This window comes from Phreatobacter aquaticus (assembly GCF_005160265.1).
Classification (GTDB): domain Bacteria; phylum Pseudomonadota; class Alphaproteobacteria; order Rhizobiales; family Phreatobacteraceae; genus Phreatobacter; species Phreatobacter aquaticus.
This window is the reverse complement of the sequence record NZ_CP039865.1, coordinates 2,213,666-2,227,696: the sequence shown is the minus strand read 5'-3', so window position 1 is coordinate 2,227,696 and position 14,031 is coordinate 2,213,666. Positions and strand designations below refer to the sequence as shown.

The window sequence follows — 14,031 nt, the reverse complement described above, 5'->3', positions numbered from 1 at the left end:
CTATGACCGCCGCCGCTTCCGAAGTTCTGATCAACAAAGCGCGCACTGTCTCGTCCCTGGACGGCGTGCCCGCCCGCATCAGCGTCAAGAACCTCAACTTCTTCTATGGCGCCAACCAGGCGCTGCATGACATCAATTTCGACATGCTCGACAAGCGGGTCACCGCGATGATCGGCCCTTCGGGCTGCGGCAAGTCGACCCTTCTGCGGATCATCAACCGCATGTTCGAGCTCTATCCCGGCCAGCGCGCCGAGGGCAAGATCCTGGTCGATGGCGAGAATATCATCGACCGCGCGACGCCGGCCGCGCTGACCCGCGCAAAGGTCGGCATGGTGTTCCAGAAGCCGACGCCGTTCCCGATGTCGATCTATGACAACATCGCCTTCGGCGTGAAGCTGCACGAGACCCTGTCGCGTGCCGATCTCGACGAGCGCGTCGAATGGGCGCTCCGCAAGGCGGCGATCTGGGACGAGACCAAGGACCGGCTGAAGACCTCGGCGCTTGGCATGTCGGGCGGTCAGCAGCAGCGCCTGTGCATCGCCCGCACCATTGCGGTCAAGCCGGCCGTGATCCTGCTCGACGAGCCGACCTCGGCGCTGGATCCGATCTCGACCTCGCGCATTGAGGAACTGATCGACGAGTTGAAGCGCGACTTCACCATCGTGATCGTCACCCACAACATGCAGCAGGCGGCGCGCTGCTCGGACATCACGGGCTTCTTCCTGCTCGGCAAGCTGATTGAAAGCGGTCCGACCAACGACATTTTCGTCAATCCGAAGCGCCAGGAAACGATGGACTACGTGACAGGCCGCTTCGGCTAAGCCGCCACGACCGCGACGGAACCCAGGACGCCTTGCAATGGACCACACCGTCTCTGCTTTCGATGACGAATTGAGGGCCCTGGGGGCCCGTCTGGTTGACATGGGCCTGATGGCGCGGCGCAGCGTCGTCGATGCCGTCAGCGCGCTCGCCAACCGTGACGGCGACCTCGCCAGTCAGGTGTCGAAGGACGATGATCGGATCGACGCCCTCCAGAAGGAAATCGAGGAGGCCGGTGTCCTGCTGATCGCGCGGCGCCAGCCGGTGGCCCGCGACCTGCGGGAGGTTGTCGCCGCTCTGCGGATCGCGGCGGACCTCGAGCGCATAGGCGACCTGGCCAAGAACATTGCCAAGCGCAATGTGGCGCTGACCAAGATCAGGCAGCCACAGCGCCTGATCGGCGGTGTCGAGACGCTGTCGACCCTCGTCCTCGACCGGCTCGCGGATGTCATGGCGGCCTTCGACGCGCGCGATGCCGAGGCGGCCCTCCGTGTCTGGCGCGGCGACGGCGATATCGATGTCACCTATACCGCCATCTTCCGCAGCCTGTTGACCTACATGATGGAAGATCCGCGCAATATCACGGCCTGCACCCATCTCCTGTTCGCTGCCAAGAACCTTGAGCGGATCGGCGACCACGCCGCCAATATCGCGGAATCGGTTTTCTATGCCGCGACCGGCAACATCCTGACCGACGACCAGGATCCGCCGCCGGAAATGGTCCCGGCGGCAGCTCCCGTTCCGGTCCGCTAATCGTCTCAGCTGAAAGAAGAATAGGCCGCGGGGAAACCGTGGCCTGCGAGCGCAAGCGACGGCTGGCCTGCCACGGCGGGCGCCTGCTGCCACGGCGTCGCCAGTTGATCGGTCATGCGGTTGATCTCGGCCATATAGCCCGAGGCTTCACCAGCAAGTGAAGCGTCCATCGCCACGAGATCCGGATAGGCCTGGAAGGCCTTCCACCAGATGGCGCGTCCGGCGAGATAGCCGTTGGAGCCGGCTCGATAGGCGAAGCCCAGCACGCGGCGGAATTCCTCCATGCCAGCACCGGCGCTCAGCATGACCCAGGGACGGTCGATCGCCTTGCCGAGCTTGTCGAACCAGGCCTGTGCCGCACGCGTCTCGGCGCTGTCGGCTGCGGGATCGCTCAGTTGCGCTGCGGGCAGCGGACTTTCGAGCTTGTAGATGTCGACGCCGAATTCGGGACTGGCGAAGTCGCGAACGCTCTGGAGCACCAGTTCGGGGCGCTTCTCGCGATCCTCGATATAGTCTGTCGTATGATTGGCCGCGCCCGCAAAGGGATAGACCAGCAGCTCCAGCAACAGGGGAATGTCGCAGGCGGCGCAATCGCGGCCGACCTGGCGGACGAAATCCTGCTGGTGCTTCAGGACATCGGCGGAGGAATCAGGCCGATACCAGAGCAGCAGCTTGACGCCGTCCGCACCCATCCGCTTGATCTTTGCCACCGACCAGTCAGCGGGAAGCCGCGTCTTGCGGCCACCCGGTGTTTCGTCGAAGCGGAAATCTTCCAGCGTGATGAGGAGCCCTCGATCCGGGCGCACATCCGGCTCGGCGACGCTGTAGCCATAGTCCGGGTCGATCAGCACGGCGGAACCGTCCACCGAGAGGCGCCGGGTGAGCAGCGCCTTGACCGCCGCCAGTTCCTCATAGGTCGCAGTGCGGCCCATCTTCTCGCCGATCGCCTTCAGGAGAGGGGGCCGTTGATCCACCGCCACCATCTTGAAACGGCCATTGGCATCGGAGAGGCGGCGAAGGCCGCGCAGCTTGCCAGCTGAAATCTGCATTATCGATCCTCGGACACAAGAAGCAGGCTATCGACCTCGGAGCGGGTCGGAATTCCGGCGCGGCCACCCGGCCGCGTGCATTTGAGCGCCGAGGCCGCATTGGCGAAACGGCCGGCTCCGCGAATGTCGCGGCCCTCGGCGATGGCGAGCGCGAAAGCGCCGTGAAAGACGTCGCCGGCGCCCAGCGTATCCACCGCCTCGACGGCGAAGCCCGGTTCGTGCAGCAAGCGGTCGTCCTCAAGCCAGAGGAAGCCCTCGCGGCCGACCGTGACGCCCACCACTCCTCGACAGAGCGCGCGCGCGGCCCGCAAGCCCGCCTCGGGATCGGCCTCGCCCGTCAGCCGACGCAGCGCGGGCGCGGAGAAGACGGCATAGTCGGGCAACGGCACCAGAAGCTTCGCCACGTCGTCAGAAGCCAGATCGGCGTCCAGCACTGTCGGAATGCCGAGATCGCGAGCCTGGGTAAGCACAAGTTCGCTGGCGCGTGGCCAGCGCAGATCACAGAGGATCGCGTCGGCCTGTGCAAGCCGATCAAGCGGCAACCAGGAGGGGTCGGTGTCGAGCCGCGGGTCGGCAAAGGCGAAGATCAGCCGCTCGCCCTTGCCGTCAACGGCTATGGCCGAGACGCCGGAGCGGCCATCCGGGTCGCGATGGATCGCCGGCCTGACGCCCCATTCCGCAATCTCTTCAATGATGCGGCGGCCCACATTGTCGTCACCGACGCGCGCCCAGAGTTCGACGTCACCGCCGAGCCGCGCGATGGTGACGGCGCCGGTGGCGGCGGGCCCGCCGCCGATCTCGGTATAGGACCTGGCGAACACCTTGGTCGCCTCGGTCGGCATGGCATCGATCGCGAAGATCTTGTCCATGACCGCAACGCCGACCGCTATCACCCGCTTCACTGGCCCTGCTCCTTCGCGAATGCTGCGCAGCCGGCGATCAGCCGGCCGCCGACACCTGGCGGGATGTTGCGATATGACGGCGGACCGCCGCGACGGCCGCCAGCACAGCGAGAACCAGAATCGCTGCCGCGATGGGGCGCTGGAGGAAGATCATCGGATCGCCCTGCGACATGGCGAGCGAACGGCGGAAGTTCGATTCCGCCATGGCACCCAGGATCTGCGCCAGCACCATGGGCGAGACCGGGAAATCGTAGCGCTGCATCAGGTAGCCGATGAAACCGAAGATCAGTGCGACCCAGACATCGGAGGGGTTGTTGTTGAGCGCATAGGCACCGATCAGGCTGAACAGGAAGATCGCCGGCACGAGCAGGCGGCGGTCGACGTTCAGCACCTTGGCGAAGTAGCGCGCGCCAAGCAGCCCGATGAACAGGAACGACAGGTTGGCGACGATCATGCCGGCGAAGATGGTGTGGACGACGTCCGGGTGATCGCGGAACAGAAGCGGCCCGGGTTCCAGATTGTGGATGGTGAGTGCACCCATCAGCACCGCGGTCGCCGCATCGCCCGGCACGCCGAGGGTAATCATGGGGAGAACGTCGCCGCCCGTCGAAGCGTTCTCGGCGGTCTGCGCGGCGACAACGCCGGCCGGCTCACCCTTGCCGAAATCCTCGGGGTTCTCGGATGTCCGCTTGGTCTCGGAGTAGGACATGAAGGCCGCAGTCTCAGGCCCCATGCTGGGCATGATGCCGACTGTGATGCCGATCAGGCAGGCGCGCAGCATCACCCATTTGTGGACGATGAGTTCGCCGATGCGCGGCACGACCCGTGCGATCTTGGCCGTGACCTGCTCGGCCTTCTCGATAATCTCGATTTGGCGAAACGCCTCTGACAGCGAGAACAGTCCGATCAGCATGGGCACGAAGCTGATGCCACCGACAAGTTCGGTCGACCCGAACGTGAAGCGCGGGAAACCGCCGATCGGATCCAGCCCGATCATCGCGATCAGCAAGCCGCCGGTGGCGGAAATCGCGCCCTTCAGCGGTGAGCGGCCGGTCATGGTGACGGTCACGGCCAGGCCGAGAATGGCCAGTGCGCAGAATTCGGGCGCGCTGAAGCGCAGCGCGAAGGACGCGAGGATCGGTGCGAACAGGGTGAGGCAGATGGCAGAGAACAGACCGCCGATGCCGGAGCCGACTGTCGCAAGCCCCAGCGCCTGGCCAGCCAGGCCCTTCTGCGCCATCGGATAGCCGTCGAGGACGGTGACGACGGCCGCGGGCGTGCCAGGCGTGCGGATGAGGATCGAGGCGATGCCGCCGCCATAGATGCCAGCAGTGTAGACCGCCAGCAGCATGCAGATGCCGGCTGTCGGCCCCATCGAGAAGGTGAAGGGGATGAGCAGCGCGATCGCCATTGTGGCGGTAAGGCCCGGCAGCGCACCGACAATGATGCCGCCAATCGTGCCGAGCACGATGACCAGCAGATTGGGGCCACTGAGGACAGTGAGAAAACCCTGGAAGAGGAGATTGAGATCGAGCATGCGGACGGCCTTCGGGGGTCAGAACGGCCAGTGGGTGGGCGGCAGCGGCACCTTCAGGAGCTTGCCGAAGATGACGTAGATCGCCGACGGCAACAGAACTGCATAGGCCGCTATGAGAACCCAGCGCCTGAGTCCCAGGACCACGGCGAAAATCGCGAGATAGGCGATCGTCGAGGGCAGGAAGCCCACGGGCTCCAGTGCGGCGGCATAGGTCGCGGTCACCAGCACCATCGTGCCGATCCGCTGCTTCTTCGGGATGTCGAGCGGTTCTTCGATGACCTCGGACTGTCCCCGCAGCGCGTACCAGACCAAGGCACCGGCTGCGACGAACAGGATCGCCGCGATGATGCGGGGCACCACAGCCGGCCCGCCGACAAATTCCGGCGCGGGCCACCGGCCCGACTCGACAATGGCCCAAACTGCCGCCGCGAGCGAGACGCCCGCGGCAACCAGATCGGCAACAGTCATGCGCCGCTTGGCGATGACGGGAGTGTCGCTCATCGCTTGAGCAGGCCGACTTCGGCCAGCGCCGGCTCGAGCGCCGTCTCCATGCCACCGAGGAAATTGCCGAAATCCGGCCCGTTCATGTAGACGCGCTGCAGCGCAGCCTGGTCCATGAGGGTGATGAAATCCGGATCATTCGCCATCTTGGCGAAGCCGTCGCTCAGCATTTTCTGGACATCGGCAGGCATGTTCTTCGGTGCTGCGATGCCACGCCAATCATAGATGATGTTCTGCATCGGGAAGCCGGCCTCGGCGACGGTCGGTACATCCGGGAAGCTCGGATGGCGCTGCTCGCCGACCATGGCGAGAAGGCGCACCTGGCCGGTTTTCACATATTGCAGCACCTCGTCCGGCCCGGAGACCAGGGACGAGACGTGGCCGCCGACCATGGCGGTGCGAGCCGGCGCGCCACCGTCGAAGGGCACGAAACTCAACTTGATGCCGGTGTTCTTGGCCAGCGTCACCGCCGAGAGGTGGGTGTTGGCGCCGGCACCGCTGTTGGCGACCGTCACCACGCCCGGATTGGCCTTGGCGTAATCGACCAGGTCCTTGAGGGTCTTGAACGGCGAATCCGCTTTCACGGAGAACGCTGCGGGCGTGCGATTCAAGAGCGCTATCGGCTGGAACTCGCGATAGGTGAGCTGGCTCAGGCCCATGAGCTTGTAGACACTGAGATGGAACGTCACGAGGCCGATCGTGTAGCCATCAGGACGTGCTGAGGCGACAGACTGCATGCCGACGGCGCCCGTACCGCCGGTACGATTGACCACGTTCACGCCGACGCCGATGTGCTGCTTGGCGTTCTTCACCAGCGTGCGCGCCAGTGTGTCGGTGCCACCACCTGCCGCCCATGGCACGACCATCGTGATGTCGCGTTGCGGGAAGCTCTGCGCGCGCGCGCCTCCCATTCCGGTGCCGATCATTGCCGCAGCGGCGGCAAAAGTCCGTCGGTTGAGCATCATGTGCCCTCTCCCTCGATCGTTTCTTCCCAGATGTCGTTTTTTATGGGCATGCGGCCCGGCAGGTGACCCGCCGGGCGAGGATCTTCATGGGGCAGCTCAGGCGGCGCCCTTCATGGCCTGAGCGATGCCGAGACCGGCCAGTGCCTTGGTGACGGCCGCCTGTTGGGCGGCAGAGGCGACCGGCATGGGCTGGCGCGGCAGCATGGCCGGAACACCCTGCAGCGTCTGCGCAAACTTGGTGCAGGCCGGCAGATTGTCGGCGAACATGGCGTTCCACAGCACAAGGAGCTTCTTGTGGAGGTCGTGGGCAGTCGCGTGGTCGCCCGCCTGAACCGCGTTCCACAGATCGACCGAGGCCTTCGGCGCGGCCGACAGGATGGCGGCGATCGAGCCGGCGGCACCCAGCGTGTAGGACGAGTACATCAAGGCATCGACGGCGGAGAAGATCAGCTTGTCCTTCGGCGCGGTGATCATCAGGTCGGCGAACAGCTTGAGGTCGCCCGCGCTCTGCTTGACGCCGATGACAAGCGGCACTTCCGTCATGATGCGCACCAGGAGCGCCGGTGACAGGTAGCTCCAGGGCACGACGTTGTAGATGATGATCGGCATGCCGGTCTCATCGGCCATGGTGCGGAAGTGCTTCACCATCGCGTCGTCGTCCGGCTTGAACAGATAGTGGACCGGCGTCACCTGCAGTGCAGCCACGCCGAGGTCGCGCACCGCCTTGCCGCGCCGGATGGCGTCACGGGTCGAGTCCACGATGATGCCGGCGATCACCGGCACGCGGCCGGCCGTCGCATCGACGGTCGCCTGCATGAGGTCGCGATATTCCTCGTGGTCGAGGGCATGGCCTTCGCCCGTCGAGCCACCGGCGGCGAGGCCGTGGGAGCCGGCGCCGATCAGGAAATCGACCTGCGCCTTCACTGCATCCAGAACCATGTCACCATCGGCCCGGAAGGGCGTGGTCATGGGCGGAATGACACCGTAGAGTTTCGAAGACATGGGGGTTCCTCAGCTGGATTCTTGTGATCCAATTCCATATACCGGAACACAACCCCCACATTGCGTCTTCGTCAACCCCCTTTTTCCGTTTTGCATCGCTGCTCAATCGACGTATGTGTTGACGGCATGGCGCCCCGGACCGGGGCCGGAACAGGATGCACGAGGTCCCGGTGACGGCAGCGAATGGCAAGGATCTGGTGCAGTCGCTGCATAAGATGTCGCGCATCCTGCAATGTTTCGGGCCGGACGCGCGCACGCTCAGCCTGAACGAGGTCCATGAGCGCACCGGCTTTCCCAAGGCCACAACCCATCGCCTCCTGTCATCGATGAAGGAGATCGGCTTCATCGAGCAGGCGCGCGGGCGCGACCGCTACCGGCTGGGCCTCAGGCTGTTCGAGATGGGCAGCCTGTTCCTGGCCAATCTCGACCTCCACCGCGAGGCGCAGCCCCACGTTGACCGGCTGGCCAAGATCTCCGGAGAGTCCGTGCACCTGTGCATCTTCGACGGTCTGCACGCCGTGTTCGTCGACCGAAAGGAACTGGAATCCGGCCCGAGCTCTCTGGTCATGACGATCGAGGGCGCGCCCAGCTACTGCACCAGCGTCGGCAAGGCGATCCTTGCCTATCGGGGCGACGACACGATCGACCGGGTGATCGCGGCAGGTCTCAGACGCTACACGCCAACCACCATCACCGACCCGGACCTGTTGCGGGTGGATCTCGCCGAGACACGTCGCCGCGGCTATTCGATCGACCGCAGCGAGCATCAGGCCAACCGGCAATGCGTCGGCGCCCCGATCCGCGATGCCGGCGGTTCGGTCTTCGCCTCGATCAGCGTGTCAGGCCTGCGCGATAGGGTGCCCGAGCAGCGCATCCCGATCCTCGGCGATCTCGTCATCGAGACCGCCACCACCATTTCCAAGGCGCTCGGCTGGACCCCGGTCGCCGAGGCCTGATCGCCAGCACGGACGCTCATAGGGCATGGCAGACCGGAACGCCTGACGGCTGGCAGTCTGATGCGGTTGACGTAGTCTGACGGCCTGATCGCCCCTCCTCGGACCTGGAACCTCACCCATGCATGGCAAACGCCCGACGATCTCCTCGCTCCATGGCATGGTGACGGCGGCGCATCCGCTCGCCGCACAGGCTGGCGCCCAGGTTCTGGCGTCAGGCGGTAACGCGTTCGACGCGGCTGCGGCGACGGCAGCGGCGCTCAACGTCGTCGAGCCGTTCATGTCGGGGCTGGGCGGCCAGGGGCTTGCGACGATGTGGGTGGCGGCCGAGAAGCGCATCCGCATTCTCGATTTCGTACCGCGCGTTCCCGCGAGCTTCCCCGCGGACCGGTTCACGCAGCGCTCCGACCTCGAGCGCGGCGCGCTTGCCGTCGGCACGCCCGGCAATCTCGCGGGCTGGTGCACGCTGGTGGAGACCTATGGCGCCAAGCCGCTGAAGGATGTCTTCGCGGGCGCCATTGCGCTGGCTGCCGACGGGTTCCCACTTGCCGAGTTTGGCGTCCATGAGTTCAACGAGCAGGCCCATCTGGTGGCGGCGATCCCGGACCTCGCGCCGAGCTTCGTCCCCAACTACCTGTCGAGCTTCACGACGGCATCGGTCGGCGCCATCCTGCGCCAGCCGGATCTCGCCCGCACGCTGACCGAGATCGCCGCCCATGGCGCAGGCCACCTCTATGGCGGCGCACTCGGCGAGAAGGTGATCGCCCATCTGCAGAGCCTCGGCGGCACCATGACCATGGCCGACCTCATCGGCGCCAAACCGGTCTGGCGCGAGCCGTTGTCAGCGAGCTATCGCGGCCTGACGATCAACATGCCGCCACCGGCCTGCGAAGGCTTCCAGATGCTGCTGACGCTGCGCATCCTGGAAGGGTTCGACCTCGGCAAGCTGCCGCACAACGGTGTCGAGCATCTCGATCTTGTCTACAGGGCCATCAGGCTTGCGGCCGGCGTACGCATCGCCTCCAACAATCCGTCGCCGGAGAAGCTCGCCGAGCTCTTGTCGGATGGCCATATCGAGACGCTGCGCGCCCGCGTCGCCGATGGAAAGCCGATCACCGGGCCGACCGAGCAGTGGACGCCGACCGATGGCGAGGACCCTGCCCACACGACCTCTCTCTCGATTGCCGACAGCCAAGGCAACCTCATCTGCGTCACGCAGAGCCTCGGCAGCCCGTTCGGCAGCGGCGTGGTGGTTCCGGGAACCGGGATCTGCCTCAACAACTTCCTCTACTGGGCCGACGTCCAGCCGGGTAGCCCGAACCGCACCAAGCCCGGCGACCTCCTGCCCATGTGCATGGCGCCGACCATCTCGACCCGCGACGGCAAGCCGGTGCTGGCGCTGGGTACGCCGGGCAGCTACGGCATCCTGCAGACTCAGGCTCAGGCCATGGTGCATCATGTCGACTTCGGCCTCGCGCTGCAGGACGCGATCGAAGCGCCGCGCGCGCGGCTGTGGGACGGTCGCTTCATCGAGGTGGAGAACCGGATCGACCCGCAGGTCATCGCGGCCCTGCGGGAGCGCGGCCACGACATCCACGCCTTCCAGGAGGGCTGGACGATGAAGGTCGGTGGCATGCAGGCGGTTGCCATCGCGCCATCCGGCGCCTTTGTCGGCGCCGCCGATCCGCGCCGCGATGGCTATGTCGCCACGCCCTGACAAGCGCCCTATTGGCCGGATTCACCATCCGGCTTTACCCCATCTCAATGCGGACCCTGTCTGATCGGCGCTTCGCCTTCGACAGGAACTCATTCGCTTGTCCCAAGACACCGCAGCAGCATCCGCCTTGACCGATGCCCTGGTCCTGACCGGCCTTGCCAAGGCCTTCGACCGTCCCGCCGTCGACGGGCTCAACCTGACCGTCCGGTCTGGCGAGTTCTACGCCCTGCTCGGGCCGAACGGCGCGGGCAAGACAACGACGCTCAGGATGGTGGCCGGCCTGATGCGGCCCGATGCCGGCACGATCTCGGTCTTCGGCATCGATGCACTGCGTGACCCGATCGCCGCCAAGCAGGCGATGGCCTGGGTCGCCGACGAGCCGATGATCTACGACAAGCTGACGCCGCTGGAGTATCTCGCCTTCGTCGCGGGCCTCTGGGGCATCGAGCCCCGCGCCGCGGAGCGCCAGGCCCACGACCTGATCGATCTGATCGGGCTCGGGCCCCATTGCAATGAGCGCTGCGAGGGCTTCTCCAAGGGCATGCGCCAGAAGGTGGCGCTGGCCGGCGCGCTGGTCCACGAACCGCGCCTGATCATCCTGGACGAACCGCTGACCGGCCTCGATGCGGCGTCCGCCCGCCTGGTCAAGGATGTGCTGATCGCCCGCGTGCGCGCCGGGGCGACCGTCATCCTCACCACCCACATCCTCGAAGTCGCCGAACGCATGGCCGACCGGATCGGTGTCATTGCCCATGGCCGGCTGGTGGCCGAAGGCACGCTCGGCCAACTCGCGCAGCAGGCCGGCCGGCAGGGCAGCTCGCTGGAAGAGGTGTTCCTCGATCTCGTTGCCGACAAGCCCCAACCCGCCGTCCGGCCGGGCATGGCCGCGTGACGACCGCCACCCTCCCCTGGTTTGCCCGTCACGAGGCCCGGCTTGCCTGGCGCGAATGGCTGTGGTGGCTGAACGGCAAGCGGCATGGCCTTGTCCGCACGCTGGTGATCGCCGCCTTCGCGCTTGCCGGTCTCCACCTGATCGCCGGCCTGACGGTTCGGCCGCTGCTTGCCATGGGGCCCGATCCCGACCGCGAAAGCCTGCTTCTTCTGACCGCCGGCATCGCCATGAGCTGGATGCTGATGCTCAGCCAGGCGATGGAATCGGTGACCCGGGTGCTCTATGCGCGCGGCGACATCGAGCTGATCCTCTCCTCGCCGTCTTCGGCGCGCAGCGTCTTCGTACTGCGTCTCCTCGGCATCGCCGCGGGCAGCACGCTGATGGCGCTGGTGCTGATCGGTCCCTTCGTCAACATGCTGGCCTTCGGTGGCGGCCTGCGCTGGCTTGCCGGCTACGGCATGCTGATCGCCATGGGATGCTCGGCGGCGGGGTTGGCAATCACCGGCACGCTGGTGCTCTTCCGGCTGATCGGCGCCCGCAGGACGCGGCTGGCAGCCCAGGTGATCGCGGCCATTGTCGGCGGTGCGATCGTCATCGGCCTGCAGGTTGCCGCCATCATGGGCCATCAGGGGCTGGAGCGGTTCGCCGTCCTGCGCACCGACGCAGCCCTTGCGATGGCGCCTGCACTGGACAGCCTCGCCTGGTGGCCGGCGCGCGCCTCGACGGGCAGTATCGAGCCGCTTGTCGCCCTGCTGGCGGGCGCGGCGCTGCTGCTGGCAGCCGCCATCGCCTGGGCGTCCCGGCAATTGGCCGGTCACGTCATCATGACGGCGGGGCAAACGGCCAGATCCAGCCAGACCCAGACCAAACTCGCACGTTTCCAGGCACTTAGCGCAGTGGGGGCTTTGCGCGCCAAGGAACTGACCCTGCTCGCGCGCGACCCCTGGCTCATGTCACAGACGCTGATGCAGGTGCTCTACCTCATCCCACCAGCCCTGCTTCTGTGGCAGGGTTTCGGCGAAGGCACCGACCCGGCGCCGCTGATCGTGCCTGTGCTGGTGATGGCCGCGGGACAGCTCGCCGGCGGGCTCGCCTGGCTGGCCATATCCGGCGAGGATGCGCCCGATCTGATCGCGACCGCGCCGATCGCCCCCCGCACCGTCATGCGCGCCAAGATCGAGGCCGTGCTGATCGCGGTCGCCATGCCGATGGCGCCCCTGCTGGCGGCAACCGCCCTGCTCTCGCCCTTCGCCGCGGTGATGGGCGCCGTCGGCGTGCTGGCCTCGGCGGGGGCTGCGACCGCCATCCAACTGTTCTTCCGCACCACGGCGCGGCGCAGCGCCTTCCGCAGGCGCCAGACGGCGTCCAGGGTCGCGACCTTCTCGGAAGCCTTCTCGTCGATCGCCTGGGCGGCGGCAGCGGCGCTGGCGGCCTCGGGGCATGTGCTTGCGGTCATCCCCGCCGGCATCGCGCTGATCGTGCTCGGCATCGCGCGGGCGCTGGCGCCGTCACGCGGCTGAGCGCTCAGGCGCTCGCGGCGGGATAGCGGAACGGCTCTGGCCGTTCGCGATCGTAGACGCATTCGCCGGCAACCCAGGTGGCGCGCACGGCCCGGTCATCGCCGAGCGTCATCAGCACGAAGAGCAGGTCGGTGATGTCGCGGCAGACCTGCCGACGGAAGTCGATCAGCGGCGTCGCCTTCAGATCGAGCACGCAGAGATCGGCATCGAAGCCCGCGGCGATTCTGCCAATCCGATCATCGAGATAGAGGGCGCGGGCGCCGCCGAGCGTTGCCAGGTAGAAGGCCTGGATGGCGTCCAACTTTCGCCCCTTGAGGGCGGCCACCTTGTAGGCTTCGTTCAGCGTCTGGAGCTGCGACAGGCTGGTACCGCCGCCGACATCGGTGCCAAGCCCGACCCGGACGGGCCGGGTCGGGTCGACCGCCTCGAACAGGGGGAACAGGCCGCTGCCGAGGAACAGGTTGGATGTCGGGCAATGGGCGAGCGCGGCGCCCGCCTGGTGGCAGATGCAGAAGTCGCCTTCGTGCATGTGGACGGCATGGCCGAAGACCGAACGGCGGCCGACGAGGCCTGAATGGGCATAGACGTCGAGATAGCTGGATCGCGCCGGAAACAGCTCCCTAACCCACTCGATTTCCTTGAGATTCTCACAGAGATGGGTCTGCAGGAACAGGTCGTCGCGGGTTGTCAGCAGCGCGCCGGCCGCATCGAGCTGGGCCTCGGTGCTGGTCGGGGCGAAGCGCGGGGTGACGGCATAGTGCTGGCGTCCCTTGCCATGCCAGCGGTCGATGAGGTCGAGGCTCTCGTCATAGCCACGCTGGGCGGTGTCCAGCAGCGCGGCAGGGGCGTTGCGGTCCATCAACACTTTGCCGGCTATCATTCTGGTGTTCCAGAGCGACGACTCGGCAAAAAAAGCGTCCACCGACTGGGGATGCACCGTGCAATAGACCATGGCGGTGGTCGTGCCGGCCCGCAGGAGCTCGCGCAGGAAGCGGCCGGCGACCATGGCGGCATGGGCGGGATCGGCGAATTTCTGTTCTTCCACAAAGGTGTAGGTGGTGAGCCAGTCGAGCAGTTCGGCGCCATAGGAGCCGATCACCTGCATCTGCGGATAATGGACATGGGCGTCGACGAAACCAGCGGAGATGAGGCAATCGGTGTAGTGGACGGGTTCCAGACCCTCCGGCAGCAGATGCCGCGTCTCGGCATGGCCGCCGAACGAGGTGATGCGCCCATCCTCGATGATGACAAGCGCATCCTCCTGATAAACAAGGCATTCCGCCGAGGGCCTATCGAACGGATCGGCTCGGAACGTCACCGCATCGCCCCGCAAAGCCTGGATCGGTCGTGTCACGCGAGAGGCCTCCAGCCGGAGAGCATGTGCCGATTGCCGGAGCAAACAGGCTCCGGCGCAGGAGACC

At 66.3% G+C, this 14,031-nt stretch carries 13 protein-coding genes; 6 read left to right on the top strand and 7 right to left on the bottom strand.

Annotated elements, in window-relative coordinates; translation table 11 throughout:
• The first annotated feature begins 2 nt into the window (after positions 1-2).
• A complete protein-coding gene (gene pstB, locus E8L99_RS10385) occupies positions 3-821 on the top strand; it encodes a phosphate ABC transporter ATP-binding protein PstB (protein WP_137099463.1) in 819 nt (272 codons plus the stop codon).
• Positions 822-858: 37 nt separating this feature from the next.
• Positions 859-1,572, top strand: a complete 714-nt coding sequence (phoU, locus tag E8L99_RS10380; protein ID WP_137099462.1) for a phosphate signaling complex protein PhoU — start codon at positions 859-861, stop codon at positions 1,570-1,572.
• Between the two features lie 5 nt (positions 1,573-1,577).
• On the opposite strand, the gene E8L99_RS10375 is transcribed toward phoU, so the two are convergent.
• The 6 genes from E8L99_RS10375 to E8L99_RS10350 all read right to left on the bottom strand — a co-directional run bounded on the left by E8L99_RS10375 (position 1,578) and on the right by E8L99_RS10350 (position 7,528).
• The gene (locus tag E8L99_RS10375) at positions 1,578-2,621 is read right to left on the bottom strand and encodes a tagatose 1,6-diphosphate aldolase (protein ID WP_137099461.1); all 1,044 of its coding nucleotides are present in this window, start codon (positions 2,619-2,621) and stop codon (positions 1,578-1,580) included.
• The gene (locus E8L99_RS10370) at positions 2,621-3,523 is read right to left on the bottom strand and encodes a sugar kinase (protein ID WP_137099460.1); all 903 of its coding nucleotides are present in this window, start codon (positions 3,521-3,523) and stop codon (positions 2,621-2,623) included. Before E8L99_RS10370 ends, E8L99_RS10375 begins: the two co-directional genes overlap by 1 nt.
• 37 nt (positions 3,524-3,560) lie before the next feature.
• On the bottom strand, positions 3,561-5,060 hold the full coding sequence (locus E8L99_RS10365; protein ID WP_137099459.1) for a tripartite tricarboxylate transporter permease: 1,500 nt from the start codon (positions 5,058-5,060) through the stop codon (positions 3,561-3,563).
• Between the two features lie 18 nt (positions 5,061-5,078).
• Complete coding sequence (locus tag E8L99_RS10360) at positions 5,079-5,561, bottom strand: tripartite tricarboxylate transporter TctB family protein (protein ID WP_137099458.1); 483 nt, start codon at positions 5,559-5,561, stop codon at positions 5,079-5,081.
• Positions 5,558-6,526, bottom strand: a complete 969-nt coding sequence (locus E8L99_RS10355) for a Bug family tripartite tricarboxylate transporter substrate binding protein (RefSeq protein WP_137099457.1) — start codon at positions 6,524-6,526, stop codon at positions 5,558-5,560. The genes E8L99_RS10360 and E8L99_RS10355 overlap by 4 nt, the downstream gene beginning before the upstream one ends.
• Positions 6,527-6,622: 96 nt before the next feature.
• Positions 6,623-7,528, bottom strand: coding sequence for a dihydrodipicolinate synthase family protein (locus E8L99_RS10350; protein ID WP_137099456.1), 906 nt, complete (start codon positions 7,526-7,528; stop codon positions 6,623-6,625).
• A gap of 170 nt (positions 7,529-7,698) precedes the next feature.
• Here E8L99_RS10350 and E8L99_RS10345 point away from each other — a divergent pair, with 170 nt between their 5' ends.
• The 4 genes from E8L99_RS10345 to E8L99_RS10330 all read left to right on the top strand — a co-directional run bounded on the left by E8L99_RS10345 (position 7,699) and on the right by E8L99_RS10330 (position 12,610).
• A complete protein-coding gene (locus E8L99_RS10345) occupies positions 7,699-8,484 on the top strand; it encodes an IclR family transcriptional regulator (protein ID WP_252511330.1) in 786 nt (261 codons plus the stop codon).
• Positions 8,485-8,602: 118 nt separating this feature from the next.
• On the top strand, positions 8,603-10,198 hold the full coding sequence (locus E8L99_RS10340; RefSeq protein WP_137099454.1) for a gamma-glutamyltransferase family protein: 1,596 nt from the start codon (positions 8,603-8,605) through the stop codon (positions 10,196-10,198).
• Positions 10,199-10,295: 97 nt separating this feature from the next.
• The gene (locus tag E8L99_RS10335) at positions 10,296-11,090 is read left to right on the top strand and encodes an ABC transporter ATP-binding protein (RefSeq protein ID WP_252511329.1); all 795 of its coding nucleotides are present in this window, start codon (positions 10,296-10,298) and stop codon (positions 11,088-11,090) included.
• Positions 11,087-12,610 carry a permease gene (locus E8L99_RS10330; RefSeq protein WP_137099452.1) on the top strand — a complete coding sequence of 508 codons (1,524 nt, stop codon included), beginning with the start codon at positions 11,087-11,089 and terminating at the stop codon, positions 12,608-12,610. Before E8L99_RS10335 ends, E8L99_RS10330 begins: the two co-directional genes overlap by 4 nt.
• Positions 12,611-12,614: 4 nt before the next feature.
• On the opposite strand, the gene guaD is transcribed toward E8L99_RS10330, so the two are convergent.
• Positions 12,615-13,964, bottom strand: a complete 1,350-nt coding sequence (guaD, locus tag E8L99_RS10325) for a guanine deaminase (protein WP_252511328.1) — start codon at positions 13,962-13,964, stop codon at positions 12,615-12,617.
• Between the last annotated feature and the right edge of the window lie 67 nt (positions 13,965-14,031).

Coding starts and splice junctions, on each gene's coding strand:
- E8L99_RS10355 (WP_137099457.1), bottom strand. CDS start 6,526: ATGATGCTCAACCGACGGACTTTTGCCGCCGCTGCGGCAATGATCGGC.
- pstB (WP_137099463.1), top strand. CDS start 3: ATGACCGCCGCCGCTTCCGAAGTTCTGATCAACAAAGCGCGCACTGTC.
- E8L99_RS10350 (WP_137099456.1), bottom strand. CDS start 7,528: ATGTCTTCGAAACTCTACGGTGTCATTCCGCCCATGACCACGCCCTTC.
- E8L99_RS10360 (WP_137099458.1), bottom strand. CDS start 5,561: ATGAGCGACACTCCCGTCATCGCCAAGCGGCGCATGACTGTTGCCGAT.
- E8L99_RS10340 (WP_137099454.1), top strand. CDS start 8,603: ATGCATGGCAAACGCCCGACGATCTCCTCGCTCCATGGCATGGTGACG.
- E8L99_RS10365 (WP_137099459.1), bottom strand. CDS start 5,060: ATGCTCGATCTCAATCTCCTCTTCCAGGGTTTTCTCACTGTCCTCAGT.
- E8L99_RS10375 (WP_137099461.1), bottom strand. CDS start 2,621: ATGCAGATTTCAGCTGGCAAGCTGCGCGGCCTTCGCCGCCTCTCCGAT.
- phoU (WP_137099462.1), top strand. CDS start 859: ATGGACCACACCGTCTCTGCTTTCGATGACGAATTGAGGGCCCTGGGG.